This window comes from Aeromicrobium sp. 9AM (assembly GCF_902506105.1).
In the GTDB taxonomy this organism is placed as follows: Bacteria; Actinomycetota; Actinomycetes; order Propionibacteriales; family Nocardioidaceae; genus Aeromicrobium.
In genome coordinates this window covers 148,399-163,290 of record NZ_LR733304.1, presented here as the reverse complement: position 1 = coordinate 163,290, position 14,892 = coordinate 148,399, and the positions used below count along the sequence as shown (strand labels likewise).

Here is a 14,892-nt window from a genome sequence, read left to right as displayed (position 1 = left end):
ATCAGAACGTCTCGCCGGTCAGCTGCTCGTACGCCTGCACGTAGCGGTCCCGCGTCTTCTCGACGATCTCGGCGGGCAACGCAGGGGGCTGCCGGTTGCTCGCGCGGTCCCAGCCGCTCTCGGGCGAGGTCATCCAGTCGCGGACGAACTGCTTGTCGTACGACGGCTGGGTCCGGCCGGGCTGCCACGAGTCTGCCGGCCAGAAGCGGGACGAATCGGGGGTGAGGACCTCGTCCGCGAGGACGATCGTGCCGTCAGGTCGCGCACCGAACTCGAGCTTGGTGTCGGCCAGGATGATGCCGCGCTCGCGGGCGATCTGCTCGGCACGTGCATAGACCCGCAGCGTGAGGTCGCGCAGGGCCGCCGCGCTCTCGGCGCCGATCGTCTCGGTGATCTGCTCGAACGACACGTTCTCGTCGTGCTCGCCCAGGTCGGCCTTCGTGGCCGGCGTGAAGATCGGCTCCGGCAGCCGTGAGGCGTCGACGAGTCCGGCCGGCAGCGGCACGCCGCAGACCTCGCCGGTGGCGTTGTAGTCGCTCAGGCCCGAGCCGGTCAGGTAGCCGCGCGCGACGCACTCGACGGGGAACATCTCGAGCTTCTCCACGATCAGGGCCCGGCCTCGTACGCGTTCGGGCACCGAGGTCGACACGACGTGGTTGGGCACGAGGTCGCTGAGCTGGTCGAACCACCACAGCGACATCCGGGTGAGGATCTCGCCCTTGTCGGGGATGCCCGGCGTCAGCAGGAAGTCGTACGCCGAGATCCGGTCGGAGGCGACCATGAGCAGGTGACCGTCCTGCACCTCGTACAGGTCACGCACCTTGCCCGAGTGCAGGTGGCGGGCTCCCGGGATCTCAAGTGGCACAGGGTCAGACTAGTGGCACCGCCGGCGTGCCCTCCCGGGCCACCGCATGATGGGCAAATGACCGGACGCACCGACACCGCGAAGCGGACGATCCAGGCATCGGCCGAGGTGCTCTACCGTGCCCTGACCGACCCCGAGGTGCGCTTGCGGTGGCTGCCGCCGGCGGGCATGAGCGCCCGGATGGAACGGTACGACCTGCGGGTCGGCGGCGGCTACCGGATGGTGCTGACGTACGACGAGCCCGCCGCCGACACCGGCAAGAGCACCGCCGACTCCGACGTCGTCGAGGCCACGTTCGTGGAGCTGGTCGACGGTGAGCGCGTGGTCGAGGCGACCGAGTTCGAGTCCGCCGACCCGGCCTTCGCGGGGACCATGACGATGACCTGGCAGCTCACGCCGTTGGTCTCCGGCACGGAGGTCAGCATCGCGGCCTCGGGCGTACCGACGGGGATCTCCCCCATCGACCACGCCACCGGCATGCAGTCCTCGCTGGCCAACCTCGCGGCCTACGTCGAGTCAGCCTGAGGCCAGGCGGTCGCGCAGGATCCGCTGCTGGACCACGGTCCACACCTTCGAGGTCGCCCAGAAGATCAGGACGCCGATCGACAGGAAGAGGCTGACCGCGGCGATGACGACGAGCAGCACGTAGAGCATCACCGGTCGCTTCTGCTCGACCACGCCGATCGGCGAGACCGTCGGCGGCAGCAGGGTCGCTTCCTGACGCTGGGCGACGACGTGCGCGACACACATCACCGCGATCAACACCGCGGCCACGACCGTGGTCTCGCTCTGTGAGCCGACCAGCGTGTCCGTGAGCCTGCCTCCGGCGATCTTGGCCTGCGAGAGGCTCCACGCGTCGCCGTCGGTCAGGAAGCCTCGCCGGAACGAGCCACCCGCCGACGCATGCTTGTCCGCGGCGTCGATCATCCGGGCCAGCACGACCAGGACCAGGCCCAACAGGAAGAGCGGGATCAGGGAGATCAGCGGTTTGAGCCCGGCCGCCCTCACGAGCTTCATCTGCTCCTGTGCGAGCTTCTCGCGATCGTCGCCGTACGTCTGCTCCAGCGCCTTGATCTGCGGCTCGAGCTTCCGCAGCTCACGCCGCATGCGGAGCTGCGTGAGGTAGAACGGCAGCAGCACGATGCGGAACGTCACCGCCGTCCCGACGATCGCCAGCGCCCACGCCCAGCCGGCACCGAGCCCGAGCACGCCGTCGAAGATCTCGTGCCACGCCACCAACGGGGCCGAGACGACGTAGTCGAACGGCGTCAGGACAGCAGTCACCAAGTCGGACACGATGCCCCTTCGCGAGAACTACAGGATCGAACCAGGAGTGTAGGCCGCAGCCTCGGGGTTGGCGGTCACCAAGTCCTCGATGCGGCCCACCACGGCGCGCACCTGGCTGACGGCGGCGCCCGTGAACTCGATCGGTGAGGCGACCAGCGTGGCGAGGTCAGCCTCGGACAGACCCAGGCGCTCGTCGGCGGCGAGCCGGGCGAACAGGTCGTTCTCGGCAGCACCCTTCTCACGCATCTCGAGGGCGACCGCGACGGCGTTCTGCTTGACCGCGTCGTATGCCGTCTCGCGTCCACGCCCGTTGCGCACCGACGCCATGAGCACCTTCGTCGTCGCGAGGAACGGGAGGTAACGGTCGAGCTCCCGCTGGATGACGGCGGGGAAGACCCCGAACTCGTCGAGCACCGTCAGGAAGGTCTCGAACAGTCCGTCAGCGGCGTAGAACGCGTCCGGCAGGGCGACCCGGCGGACCACCGAGCACGACACGTCGCCCTCGTTCCACTGGTCGCCGGCGAGCTCGCCGACCATCGACGCATACCCGCGGAGGACGACCGCGAGGCCGTTGACCCGCTCGCACGACCGGGTGTTCATCTTGTGCGGCATCGCGCTGGAGCCGACCTGGCCGGGTCGGAAGCCCTCGGTCACGGTCTCGTTGCCGGCCATCAGGCGGATCGTGGTGGCGAGGTTGGACGGGGCCGCGACGAGCTGGACCAGTGCCGTGACGACGTCGTAGTCGAGCGAGCGGGGGTAGACCTGGCCGACGCTCGTCAGCACCTTGTCGAAGCCGAGGTGGCGGGCGACCCGCACCTCGAGCTCGGCGAGCTTGGCCTCGTCGCCGCCGAGCAGGTCGAGCTGGTCCTGGCTCGTGCCGACCGGGCCCTTGATGCCGCGCAGCGGGTAGCGGGCGATCAGGTCGTCGAGCCGCTCGAGCGCGACGATCAGCTCGTCGGCGACCGTGGCGAACCGCTTGCCGAGAGTCGTGGCCTGGGCCGCGACGTTGTGGCTTCGACCGGCCATGACGAGCTCGGCGTGCTCGGTGGCGAGCCGGCCGAGCCGGCCGAGGGTGGCGATCGTACGGTCGCGCATCAGCTCGAGCGACGCCTTGATCTGCAGCTGCTCGACGTTCTCGGTCAGGTCGCGCGACGTCATGCCCTTGTGGATGTGCTCGGTGCCGGCGAGCGCCGCGAACTCCTCGATGCGGGCCTTGACGTCGTGGCGGGTGACCTTCTCGCGCGCGGCGATCGAGCCGAGGTCGACGCGGTCGATGACCGACTCGTACGCCTCGATGACCCCGTCAGGAGTCTCGACGCCGAGGTCCTTCTGCGCCTTGAGCACCGCGATCCAGAGCCGGCGTTCGAGCACGATCTTGTGCTCCGGCGACCAGATGCGCGCCACCTCGGGCGAGGCGTAGCGGCTGGCGAGGACGTTCGGTGTGGTCACAGCTCTATTGTCCCTTGCTCGGCCGCGAGGGCGATGTCGGTCCGGTGGTGAGCGCCGCGGATGCTGATGAGGTCGACGCCTTCGTACGCCTTGCGGCGCGCCTCGGCGAGATCGGCGCCGACTGCGGTGACCGACAGGACGCGGCCGCCGGCGGTGACGATCGTGCCGTCGCGGCGTGCCGTGCCGGCGTGGATGACGTCGACGCCGTCGAGCTCGGCAACCTGATCGAGCCCTTCGATCGGGTCACCGGTGGTGGGTGCCTCGGGGTAGCCCTCCGAGGCCACGACGACGGTCACCGACGCGTCGCTCGACCACTGCGGCAGGCCGACCTCGGCGAGGCCACCGGTCGCCGCACCGTGCAGGAGCGCCGACAGCGGCGTTCGCAGGAGCGCCAGGATCGACTGCGTCTCGGGGTCACCGAACCGGGCGTTGAACTCGATGACCCGCACGCCGCGGCTGGTCAGCGCGAGCCCGGCGTAGAGGAGACCCTGGAAAGGTGTGCCCCGGCGAGCCATCTCCTGCACCGTCGGCACCAGCACCCGGCGGGACACCTCGGCGACCAGGTCGTCCGGCGCCCACGGCAGCGGAGTGTAGGCACCCATGCCTCCGGTGTTGGGGCCCTCGTCGCCGTCGAGCGCCCGCTTGAAGTCCTGTGCGGGCTGCAGGGGCAGCACCGTCTCGCCGTCGGTGATCGCGAACAGCGACACCTCTGGCCCGTCGAGGAACTCCTCGATGACGACTCGGTCGCACGCCGCGGCGTGATCGATCGCAGCCTGCCGGTCGTTCGTCACCACGACGCCCTTGCCCGCGGCCAGGGCATCGTCCTTGACGACGTACGGGGGGCCGAACGAGTCGAGCGCGGACTCGACCTGCTCCGCGGTCTCGCACACGTGCGCGAGGGCGGTCGGCACCTCGGCACCGGCCATGACCTGCTTGGCGAATGCCTTGGAGCCCTCGAGCTGCGCGGCTTCCTTCGACGGACCGAAGCACGCGATGCCGACGTCGCGTACGGCGTCCGCGACCCCGGCGACGAGAGGCGCCTCGGGGCCGATCACGACGAGGTCCGCACCGATCTCCGTGGCGAGAGCGGCGACGGCCGCGCCGTCCATCTGGTCGACGTCGTGCAACGTCGCGACCTCAGCGATCCCGGGGTTGCCCGGGGCGGCGTGCACCTCGGTGACCTGCGGGTCGCGGGACAGTGCGAGGGCCAAGGCGTGCTCGCGGCCGCCGGTGCCGATGACAAGCGTCTTCACGGGTGATGCCTCACTGTTCGGGGTGCTCAGAGCAGGTCGAAGCGTTCGATCGACTGCTCGCGGTCCGGGCCGACACCGATCGTCGAGATCCGTGCACCCGAGATCTTCTCGAGCTCCAGCACGTACGTCTGCGCGGCCTGCGGCAGGTCCTCGAACGTACGGGCGGCCGAGATGTCCTCGTGCCAGCCCTCGAAGTACTCGTAGACCGGCTTGGCGTGGTGGAACCCGGTCTGCGTCATCGGCATCTCGTCGACGCGCTCACCATCGACGTCGTACGCGACGCACACCGGGATGCGATCCCAGCCGGTCAGCACGTCGAGCTTGGTCAGGACGAAGTCGGTGACACCGTTGATGCGGGCGGCGTAGCGCGCGATCGGCGCGTCGTACCAGCCGCAGCGCCTCGGCCGGCCGGTCGTGGTGCCGAACTCGGCGCCGTTCTTGCGCAACCGCTCGCCGTCGTCGTCGAACAGCTCGGTGGGGAACGGACCCTCGCCGACGCGTGTCGCGTACGCCTTGACGATGCCGATGACGCGGGTGATCTCGGTCGGTGCGATGCCCGATCCGGTGCACGCGCCGCCCGTGGTCGCCGACGACGAGGTCACGAACGGGTAGGTGCCGTGGTCGACGTCGAGCAGGGTCGCCTGGCCGGCCTCGAGCAGCACGGTCTTGTCGGCGGCCAGCGCCTCGTGCAGCAGCAGCGGGGTGTCGGCGACCATCGGGCGGAGCCGGTCGACGTACGACAGCAGCTCCTCGACGATCTCGTCGACCTCGACGGCGCGACGGTTGTAGATCTTGGTGAGGATCTGGTTCTTGAGCTCGAGCGCGCCCTCGACCTTCTGGCGCAGGATCTTCTCGTCGAACAGGTCCTGGACGCGGATGCCGAGCCGGTTCATCTTGTCGGCGTACGTGGGGCCGATCCCGCGGCCGGTCGTGCCGATCTTGCGGCTGCCGAGGAAGCGCTCGGCGACCTTGTCCATCGTGCGGTTGTAGTCCGCGATGACGTGCGCGTTGGCACTGATGACGAGCTTCGACGTGTCGATGCCGCGCTCGTTGAGACCGTCGATCTCCTCGAACAGCACCTTGAGGTCGACGACGACGCCGTTGCCGATGACCGGCACGCAGCCGGGGCTGAGGATGCCGCTGGGCAGGAGGTGCAGGGCGTACTTCTGGTCACCGATGACGACCGTGTGTCCGGCGTTGTTGCCGCCGTTGAACTTGACGACGTAGTCGACCCGGCTGCCCAGGATGTCCGTGGCCTTGCCTTTGCCTTCATCGCCCCACTGGGCTCCGACGATCACGACTGCGGGCATGGGTATGCACCCCTCACACATGCGACAAGCCCCGGTTTCCGCGGGGCTCTTACTACGGCAGTCTAGCGGAATCCGCCGCCCTCGGCGTGGGTCAATTGGCCTGACGGGCGCGGTAGGCCGCGACGGCCGCGCGGTTGCCGCACGTCGTGCTGCAGAACCGGCGGGACCGGTTGCGCGACAGATCCAGCACGACGGCGTCGCAGTCGGGGTCGTCACAGATGTCGAGGCGTGACAGCTCGTCTGCGCGGATCACGTCGATCATCGCCATCGCGGTCTCGACCAGGATGCGCACGTGCAGCGGCCTGTCGTCCTCGACGGCGTGCAGGTGCCAGTCCGTGTCACCGTGACGCACGAGCTGCGGGAGTGCCTTGGCCTCGGCGAGGATCCGGTTGACCAGGTCCACGGCGTCGTCGCGAGAGCTCGTGAGCAGCGCGCGGAGGCGCGGCAGGATGCGGTGCACCGCATCGAGCTCGGCCTGGTCGCCGGCGAGCCGCCCGGTGTAGCCGTGCTTGACGAAGAACGCCGCCAGCTCTTCGGTCGTCGTCATCGTGACCGGTGGCTCGGCCGAGTTCACGAGAGCGACGGCGGCCACCATCGCTCCCTCGGTGTCATGGGCAAAGACCATGTTGACACCTTACATCGGCAGTCATAGTGTCATGTGTCATGACCACGTTGACTCATGACAGCGAGAAGAAGCAGATCTCCCGGCGCACGTCCGGGGTCGCGCTCGCGCTGCTGGCGGCGTCGTCGTTCGCGCTCTCAGGGCCGATCGCCAAGGGCATGATCGACTCGGGCTGGACGGCCGGCGCCGCGGTCACGGCCCGCATCCTGATCGCCGGTGCCGTGCTGATCGTCCCGGCCCTGGTCGTGCTGCGTGGCCGCTGGTCACTCCTGCGCCGCAACGCCGGGCTGATCGTCGCGTACTCCCTCATCGCCATCGCGGGGTGCCAGCTGGCCTACTTCAACGCGGTCGACCACATGGACGTCGGCGTCGCGATCCTGATCGAGTTCGCGTGCCCCGTCCTGGTCATCGGGTGGATGTGGCTGCGCCACGGACAGCGCCCCAGCCGGCTGACGGTGGGCGGCGCCGTGCTCGCGATCGCGGGCCTGATGCTCGTGCTCGACCTGATCTCGGGCGCAGACCTCGACACGATCGGCGTCCTGTGGGCGCTCGCAGCGATGGCCAGCGCCGCGGTCTACTGGATCATCTCGGCCGACGAGGACAACGGCCTGCCGGGCATCGTGCTGGCCGCGTTCGGGCTCCTGCTCGGCGGCGCTGTGCTGCTCGTGGCCGGACTGGTCGGCATCGTCCCGCTCGAGGCCTCGCGCGCCGACGTCGTGCTCGCCGGCTCCGACCTGCCGTGGTGGATCCCCGTCCTCACTCTCGGCGTCGTCACGGCGGGCCTGGCGTACGTCCTGGGGATCGCCGCGAGCCGGCGGCTGGGATCGCGCCTCGGCTCGTTCGTCGGACTGAGCGAAGCGGTCGCCAGCGTGCTGTTCGCCTGGCTGCTGCTCGACCAGACGCCGGCACCGGTGCAGTTCGCCGGCGGCGCACTGATCCTGGTCGGAGTCATCGCCGTACGCCTCGGCGAGCCCGCGACCGAGCACGCTTCTGAGGCAGCCGAGACCCAGGAGCCCTAGGCTGGCGGTCTCATGACCTCCCTCCTCGCGATCGCCAACGCCGATGCGGGCACGGCAGACGAGCAGGCGATCAGCGATGTGGCCGCTGCCCTGAATGACTTCGACGTCGAGGTCGTCACGACCTCCTCGCCCGAGGATCTCGCCGAGGCGCTCGACCGGCACCGCGACGTCGACGGTGTCGTCGTGCTCGGCGGCGACGGCAGCCTCCACGCCGTCATCGGTGCACTGCGCACCGCCGGCCGACTCGCGCACGTCGTCATCGGGCTCGTACCGCTGGGCACCGGCAACGACTTCGCGGCGACGCTCGAGCTGCCGGCGGACCCGGTCGAGGCGGCCAAGGTCATCGTGGCGGGTCGCACCCGGCAGATCGACCTGATCATCGACGGCCAGGACGAGATCGTCATCAACGCCGCCCACATCGGCATCGGCGCTGAGGCGGCCAAGGCGGCGCGGCCGTGGAAGAAGGCCCTCGGCCCCGTCGGCTACGTCATCGGCGCCGTGCTCACCGGCGCGCGAGGCCTGACCCAGCCGGGCGCCCACCTCACCATCACGGTGGACGGCACCGACCTGACGCGCAAGGAGCCGGTCATCCAGGTCGCGGTCGGCAACGGCAGCTTCGTCGGCGGCGGCACCCCGCTCCTGCCCCAAGCCGATCCGTCGGACGGCGAGCTCGACGTCGCGGTGTCCTACACCGAGTCACCGCGGCGCCGCATCGCGTACGCGTGGCACGTACGGCGCGGCGATCACCATCGGCGCGACGACGTCGTCTACCTCCGCGGCGCCGAGGTCTCGGTGCACGGCGACGAGCTCGCCTGCACCAGCGACGGCGAGCTCAGTGGGCCGAGGAGTGAGCACTCCTGGCGCATCGAGCCCGCCGCGCTGACGATGTACGTGCCTTAGGCCTTCTTGGGAGCACTCGTCCCGTCGCTCAGCCCTTCGGGCTGACGAGCTCCGCGTACGCCTCGGGGCTCGACTCGTGCAGGAACTCACGGCAGCGGTGCGCCTCGCCGTCGTCGCCGAACCGCTCGGACGCGTCCGCGAGGGCGACGAGCGAACGGAGGAACGGCCGGTTGGGCTCGTGGTTCCACGGCAGCGGGCCATGGCCCTTCCACCCGTTGCGGCGCAGCAGGTCGAGCGAGCGGTGGTAGCCCGTGCGCGCGAAGGCGTAGCCCTCGAGGTCGAGGCCGTCGGCCAGGGCCAGCTCGGCGAGCGTGACCCAGGCGAGCGCCGAGTCCGGGTGGGTGGCGGCGACGTTCTTGGGGTCGTCACCCTCGGCCAGGGACGCTGCGCCCGGGTCCTCAGGCAGCAGGGTTGCGGGCGGTTCACCGAACAAGTTGGTCATGCCCGCACCCTACGGCCTGTGCTCAACACGCGACGCAGTCCTCCAGCTCGCGGTCGGCGGCGACCGGCACGAGCTCGGGGGCCGGCCGGCGGAAGCCGACCACAGCGAGGGTGCTCAGGACCCCGACCACCGTCAGTCCGACGATGACCTGGATCGCGGTCGTCATGCCGGGCAGCAGCGCGTCGGGCTGTGTCGGTCCGTCGCCGGCGCCGATCACGGCCGAGATCACCGCGAGCATCACCGCGCCACCGATCTGCAGGCTGGTGTTGACCAGCCCCGACGCCAGGCCCTGCTCGTGATCCGCGACGCCGGCGGTGGCCTGCGCGTTGATCGACGGGAAGCACAGCGCGAAGCCGAGTCCCAGCAGCAGCATCGTCGGCAGCAGGAAGTTGGCGTACGCCATGCCGGGGCTGACCCGGAGGAACAGGGCGTACCCGAGCGCGAACGACGTGAGCCCAGCGGCGATCACCAGACGCGTGTCGAAGCGCTGCAGCACCGAGCCCATCTTGACGACGCTCGCGACGACGAGGATGCCGGCGGGCAGGAACCCGAACGCCATCGCCAGCGGCGACCAGCCGAGGGCGTTCTGCAGATAGAGCGTGACGACGAACTGGAACGACACATACGCACCGAACATCACGGCGCCGGCCAGGTTGGCGTGCACCACGCTGGCCGAGCGCAGGATCCCCAGGCGTACGAGCGGGTGGTCGTGCCGGAGCTCGACCGCCACGAACAGCGCAGCCAGCAGGATGCTCACTGCCAGCAGACCGAGCGTCGCGACGCTGGTCCAGCCACGCGCAGGTGCCTCGACGACGGCGTAGACGAGGATCAGCAGGGCCGCGGTGCTGGTGAACGCACCCGCCAGGTCGAAGTGCTTGAGCGACGAGGCCCGGCGCTCCGAGCGCGGGACGACCTTGAGGCCGGCGAACAGCAGCAGCAGGGCGGCCGGGCCGGGGAGCAGGAACGTCATGCGCCAGCCGAGCTCGGTGAGCACCCCGCCGAACACGAGACCCATCGAGAAGCCGCTCGCACCGCAGACGGTGTAGATGCTGAGCGCACGGTTGCGCGCCGGGCCCTCGGCGAACGTCGTCGTAATGATCGACAGGCCGGCCGGCACCGTGAAGGCTGCCGCGACGCCCTTGACGAATCGCAACGCGATCAGTGCCAGGTCGTTGCTGAGGAACGCGCTGACGACCGAGGCGATGCCGAATGCGCCGACGGCGAAGAGGAACACCGACCGGCGACCGAGCAGGTCGGCGGAGCGGCCGCCGAGCAGGAGGAGCCCGCCGTAGCCGAGGACGTACCCGGAGACGATCCATTGCAGGGCGGACGGCGACATGCCGAGGTCCTCGCCGATCGACGGGAGGGCCACGCCCACCATCGAGATGTCGAGGCCGTCGAGGAAGAGGGCGCCGGCGAGGACGACGAGCAGCACCCAGGTGCGGCTCGACCACCCGGAGCCCTCGGTGACGTGGAGTTGAGGGGAGTCAGGCTTGGTGCCTGTGAGGACTGAGGTCATGTCGGCAAGTCTTATGCACTTGCATCTAATGCGCAAGCAACTAATGCAAGAACATCTTATGCACACGCGGTGATATGCTTCACACGTGTCGAAGGTGTCAGATGAGAAGCTCGCCGAGTCCTGGCATGAGCTCATGGGTCGCTACAACCAGCTGACCTGCCGTCTCGACCGCGAGCTCGGCGCGCAGCACGACCTCAGCTCGAGCGAGTTCGAGGTCCTGCAGCTCCTGCACAACGCCAAGGAGCAGGTACGCATGGCGTACCTCGCCGAGGAGGTGCACCTCAGCCAGAGCGCGCTGTCCCGGCTCGTGACCCGGCTGGAGAACGACGGCCTGGTGTGCCGCAACACGTGCACCGACGATCGGCGCGCACAGTGGACCGGCATCACCCCGGCGGGCCGCGAGCGCTACAAGGCGGCTCGGCCGACCCATCGCAAGATCCTCCGCGAGGAAGCCGGCGACTGCGCCCAGCTCGCGGCCGGCGTGCTCATGCCCGCCAGCCGCTGAGCCAGGGTGCCGCGGTTTACCAGGAGAACCTGGTAAACCGCCACTTCACCAGGCAAATTTGCCCGAGGAAGTGGTGGCTTTCCCCGAGAAGCTCAGACGAACAGCGGGATGTACGTGGCGTTGCGGGTGTAGAGCCGTTTGGACTGCTCGAGGCCTTGCAGGATGCTGCGTGCCGTGGCCCCGCGCCGCTTCTCGTCCAATCCCGCCCAAGTCCAACGCGACATGCCGAGCATCAATGATCGGACGAGGTCCTCGCGTTTCTTCTCATCTGTGATGGCTCGCCCTGGGTCGCTGACGTACGAATTGAGTCGGCCGTACTTGAACAGCCCGTCGAACTCGCCGATGTGTCGGTAGAGAAGCCAGGCGAAGTCGGACCGAGCGACCTCCCGCCCGTCTTGGGTACGGATGAGCACTTGCGTCTCCGGTCGCGGAACACCTTCGCGCCAGAACATGAAGAGCGACCTCGACTCGCCGACAGACTCGCAACGCCCATCCGCGAGTCTGATCGCGATGCGCGCGTTACGGCCGCCGGGCCACCGCTCGTATGTCTCTCCGAGCTCGACCAGCTCGTCGCGTGCGACCAGCTGCTCGTGCATCATCGCGCTCATCGTCACCATCCCGGACTCGGTCGATGATGTGCACGCCGATTCGAAGGCAGCGCGCGCCGGCGCCACCACCAGCCGGCCGTTGACCTCGACGAGATCGTCCTCGCTGGTGTCACCGACGTGAAACGCGACGCCCGCTTCGTTGCGGCCGTGTCGACCACTGAGATTGGTCACATGGACCACGTCCAGGTCGACGCCGAAGGACTGCGGAGTGTGCACCAACGCCGCCGATTGGTGGCTGAGAGCGAAACCACGTCCCAGCTTGTCGATGACCGAGTAGGCGACAAGGACGTGTCTGGCCTCGGGACTGAGCGGCGCCACCAGCGAGGTCGGCGCGTACGTCCCGTGGCGCAGTCGTGTGAGGAGCCCGGCCCGAACCGCCGCACGGATGTCGCGGTCCCTCAGACCGTATTCGAGAAGGTCGTGGCGGAACACATACCCACCGCGATGCGCAGCCATGGCCATGAAGACGTCGTCCATGGTGCGAGCCTCGTACGCGCGACAGGATCGCGACGATCCGCCGGGCAGCGCTGTGGACGAACGCTCGCGCCCGTCATCGTTGGGGATGGCGCGCCACTTCTCCGGGTTCAGCGTCACTCCTCCGGGCAAATTTGCACGGAGAAGTGACGGTTTACCAGGTTCTCCTGGTAAACCGTCGCCGCAGGGTCAGAGCTTGGTGCCGGCGCTGCGGAGGTTGGCGCACGCCTCGGCAACGCGCGACGCCATGCCGGCCTCGGCGGCCTTGCCCCACGCACGCGGGTCGTACGCCTTCTTGTTGCCGACCTCGCCGTCGACCTTGAGGACACCGTCGTAGTTGGCGAACATGTGGCCCACGACGGGGCGAGTGAAGGCGTACTGCGTGTCGGTGTCGACGTTCATCTTGACGACGCCGTAGTCGACCGCCGCCGAGATCTCCTCGGGCAACGAGCCGGACCCGCCGTGGAAGACCAGGTCGAACGGGTGGTCCTTGCCGTACTTCTCGCCGACGACCTTCTGAGCGGTCTCGAGCACCTCGGGGCGGAGCTTGACGCCACCGGGCTTGTAGACGCCGTGCACGTTGCCGAACGTCAGCGCGGTCAGGTAGCGACCGTTCTCGCCGAGGCCAAGCGCCTCAGCCGTGGCGAGCGCATCCTCGGGGGTGGAGTAGAGCTTGTCGTCGATCGCGCCGACGACACCGTCCTCCTCGCCACCGACCACACCGATCTCGACCTCGAGGATGATGCCGGCGGCCTTGCAACGCGCGAGCAGCTCCTGGGCGATCTCGAGGTTCTCGTCGAGCGGCACGGCCGAGCCGTCCCACATGTGCGACTGGAAGTAGGGCAGTCCGCCGGACTTGACGCGCTCCTCCGACGCCGCCAGCAGCGGACGCACGAAGCCGTCGAGCTTGTCCTTGGGGCAGTGGTCGGTGTGCAGGGCGATGTTGACGGGGTAGTCCTTGGCGACCTCTGCCGCGTAAGCCGCGAACGCCAGCGAGCCGGTGACCATGCTCTTGACGGTCGGGCCGGACCAGTACTCGGCGCCGCCGGTCGACACCTGGACGATGCCGTCGCTCTCGGCCTCGGCGAAGCCGGCGAGGGCCGCGTTGAGCGTCTGCGACGAGGAGACGTTGATGGCCGGGAACGCGAAGGACTCGCGCTTGGCCTTGTCGAGCATCTCGGCGTAGACCTCGGGTGTGGCGACGGGCATGCGAATCTCCTGAATGGCTGGCGAGGGGTGCGAAGACCAGTATCCCAGTCAGCACTACTACTGGCGAGTCACCCCAGCGCCTTGACCGCGGCCCTCGCGGCGACCTGGATCGGGCTCCACACCGACGAGTACGGCGGTGCGTACGCCAGGTCGAGCATCACGACGTCGTCGATCGTCAGCCCCGCAGCGATGGCCGTCGCAGCGACATCGATCCGCAGCGCCGAGTCCTCTCCACCGACGATCTGCGCACCGATCAACCGGCGGGTCGACCGGTCAGCGAGCATCATGACCGTCATCTTCTCGGCGCCGGGCATGTAGCCGGCGAAGTTCGTCGTCTCGATGCTCACCGTGACGGGGTCGAACCCGGCATCGGCCGCCTGCCGCTCCCCCAGCCCCGTGCGCGCGATCTCCAACGCGCAGAACTTGGTGATCGCCGTACGTACGATGCCCGGGAAGCGGATCCGCGGGTCCGACCCGAAAACGTCGGCGACGATGCTGTCGGCGGCGACCATGCCCTGCTTGTTGGCGTGCGTGCCGAGGGGCACGTGGATCAGTTCGCCGGTCAGACGATCCTTGGTCACCACACAGTCACCGGCCGCCCAGATGTCGTCGTGCCCGATGACCCGCTGGTGCTCGTCGACGACGATGCCGCCCTTGGCACCGAGCAGCAGACCGGCATCGGCTGCCAGCTTCGACCGCGCGGTGACCCCCAAACCGAGGACGACCAAATCCGCGTGGACCGAGTCGTCCTTGGTCGTCACGACGCTGACGCGGCCGGAGTGGTCGAGCGTGAATCCCGTGACCGACGCGTCGGACAGCAGCCGGATGCCGTGCGCCCGCATCGCGGCTGCGACCTGCTCGCCGAGCTCGGGCTCGATGATCGACAACGGCGCCTTCGACCGGTCGATGACGGTCGTGTCGAAGCCGCGCGCTACGCAAGCCTCAGCGATCTCGAGACCGACGTAGCCGGAGCCGACGACCACGACGTGCTCCGGCTTCTCGGCGAGCCCGTCGATCAGTGCCTGCCCGTCATCGAGGGTCTGCACGCCGTAGGTGCCCTCGCCGTCGATGCCGGGGAGGGCGGGCCTTACCGGCTCGGCACCCGTTGCGATGACCAGCCGGTCGTACGAGAGGTCGGCCCCTCCCCTGGTCGAGACCGTGCGCGCCTCGGGATCGATCGCCGTCGCCTCAACCCCCATCCGTACGTCGATGCCGTTGGCGAGGTGCGCCTCGACACTGCGCGCGACGAGCGCCTCAGCAGACCCGACCTCGCCGGAGATCCAGTAGGGGATGCCGCAGGCGGAGTACGACGTCCAGCTACCCCGTTCGAGCACGACGACCTCGTGATCCTTCGGCAGCTTGCGACGCAGCGCGGACGCGGCGGTCATGCCGGCCGCATCTCCTCCGATGACGACCACCCGTTGGCTCAT

15 protein-coding genes are annotated in these 14,892 nt (G+C 69.0%); 4 read left to right on the top strand and 11 right to left on the bottom strand.

The annotated features are described in order from the left end of the window. Nucleotide 1 precedes the first annotated feature (1 nt). Nucleotides 2–865: a phosphoribosylaminoimidazolesuccinocarboxamide synthase gene (locus BOSE46_RS06845; RefSeq protein ID WP_159539533.1), complete on the bottom strand. Its 864-nt coding sequence runs from the start codon at nucleotides 863–865 to the stop codon at nucleotides 2–4. A gap of 57 nt (nucleotides 866–922) precedes the next feature. Between BOSE46_RS06845 and BOSE46_RS06840 the strand changes: the two genes are divergently transcribed. After that, complete coding sequence (locus BOSE46_RS06840) at nucleotides 923–1,390, top strand: SRPBCC family protein (RefSeq protein WP_159539532.1); 468 nt, start codon at nucleotides 923–925, stop codon at nucleotides 1,388–1,390. Here the strand turns inward: BOSE46_RS06840 and yidC are convergent. The 5 genes from yidC to BOSE46_RS06815 all read right to left on the bottom strand — a co-directional run bounded on the left by yidC (nucleotide 1,382) and on the right by BOSE46_RS06815 (nucleotide 6,789). Then, the gene (yidC, locus tag BOSE46_RS06835; protein ID WP_159539531.1) at nucleotides 1,382–2,161 is read right to left on the bottom strand and encodes a membrane protein insertase YidC; all 780 of its coding nucleotides are present in this window, start codon (nucleotides 2,159–2,161) and stop codon (nucleotides 1,382–1,384) included. The two genes, BOSE46_RS06840 and yidC, sit on opposite strands and share 9 nt — an antisense overlap. 18 nt (nucleotides 2,162–2,179) lie before the next feature. Then, complete coding sequence (gene purB, locus BOSE46_RS06830) at nucleotides 2,180–3,601, bottom strand: adenylosuccinate lyase (RefSeq protein ID WP_159539530.1); 1,422 nt, start codon at nucleotides 3,599–3,601, stop codon at nucleotides 2,180–2,182. Continuing rightward, on the bottom strand, nucleotides 3,598–4,854 hold the full coding sequence (gene purD, locus BOSE46_RS06825; RefSeq protein ID WP_159539529.1) for a phosphoribosylamine--glycine ligase: 1,257 nt from the start codon (nucleotides 4,852–4,854) through the stop codon (nucleotides 3,598–3,600). Before purD ends, purB begins: the two co-directional genes overlap by 4 nt. 26 nt (nucleotides 4,855–4,880) lie before the next feature. Beyond that, nucleotides 4,881–6,164, bottom strand: a complete 1,284-nt coding sequence (locus BOSE46_RS06820) for an adenylosuccinate synthase (protein ID WP_159539528.1) — start codon at nucleotides 6,162–6,164, stop codon at nucleotides 4,881–4,883. A 91-nt stretch (nucleotides 6,165–6,255) separates the two neighbouring features. Continuing rightward, entirely contained in the window at nucleotides 6,256–6,789 is a 534-nt protein-coding gene (locus tag BOSE46_RS06815; RefSeq protein ID WP_159539527.1) for a CGNR zinc finger domain-containing protein, read from the bottom strand. A gap of 38 nt (nucleotides 6,790–6,827) precedes the next feature. Between BOSE46_RS06815 and BOSE46_RS06810 the strand changes: the two genes are divergently transcribed. Together BOSE46_RS06810 and BOSE46_RS06805 are read left to right on the top strand one after the other, a co-directional pair. Then, on the top strand, nucleotides 6,828–7,805 hold the full coding sequence (locus tag BOSE46_RS06810; RefSeq protein WP_159539526.1) for a DMT family transporter: 978 nt from the start codon (nucleotides 6,828–6,830) through the stop codon (nucleotides 7,803–7,805). Between the two features lie 12 nt (nucleotides 7,806–7,817). Then, a complete protein-coding gene (locus BOSE46_RS06805) occupies nucleotides 7,818–8,705 on the top strand; it encodes a diacylglycerol kinase family protein (RefSeq protein WP_159539525.1) in 888 nt (295 codons plus the stop codon). Between the two features lie 28 nt (nucleotides 8,706–8,733). On the opposite strand, the gene BOSE46_RS06800 is transcribed toward BOSE46_RS06805, so the two are convergent. Together BOSE46_RS06800 and BOSE46_RS06795 are read right to left on the bottom strand one after the other, a co-directional pair. After that, the gene (locus tag BOSE46_RS06800; protein WP_159539524.1) at nucleotides 8,734–9,147 is read right to left on the bottom strand and encodes a DUF3151 domain-containing protein; all 414 of its coding nucleotides are present in this window, start codon (nucleotides 9,145–9,147) and stop codon (nucleotides 8,734–8,736) included. Nucleotides 9,148–9,169: 22 nt separating this feature from the next. Continuing rightward, nucleotides 9,170–10,666, bottom strand: coding sequence for an MFS transporter (locus BOSE46_RS06795; RefSeq protein WP_159539523.1), 1,497 nt, complete (start codon nucleotides 10,664–10,666; stop codon nucleotides 9,170–9,172). An 85-nt stretch (nucleotides 10,667–10,751) separates the two neighbouring features. Here BOSE46_RS06795 and BOSE46_RS06790 point away from each other — a divergent pair, with 85 nt between their 5' ends. Further along, on the top strand, nucleotides 10,752–11,171 hold the full coding sequence (locus BOSE46_RS06790; RefSeq protein WP_201299563.1) for a MarR family winged helix-turn-helix transcriptional regulator: 420 nt from the start codon (nucleotides 10,752–10,754) through the stop codon (nucleotides 11,169–11,171). Nucleotides 11,172–11,263: 92 nt separating this feature from the next. Here BOSE46_RS06790 and BOSE46_RS06785 read toward each other — a convergent pair whose 3' ends face one another. The 3 genes from BOSE46_RS06785 to BOSE46_RS06775 form a co-directional block, all read right to left on the bottom strand. Further along, entirely contained in the window at nucleotides 11,264–12,256 is a 993-nt protein-coding gene (locus BOSE46_RS06785) for a type IV toxin-antitoxin system AbiEi family antitoxin domain-containing protein (RefSeq protein WP_159539522.1), read from the bottom strand. 186 nt (nucleotides 12,257–12,442) lie between these two features. Beyond that, entirely contained in the window at nucleotides 12,443–13,477 is a 1,035-nt protein-coding gene (gene fbaA / locus BOSE46_RS06780) for a class II fructose-bisphosphate aldolase (RefSeq protein WP_256366735.1), read from the bottom strand. Nucleotides 13,478–13,530: 53 nt separating this feature from the next. Continuing rightward, entirely contained in the window at nucleotides 13,531–14,892 is a 1,362-nt protein-coding gene (locus tag BOSE46_RS06775) for an FAD-dependent oxidoreductase (protein ID WP_159539520.1), read from the bottom strand.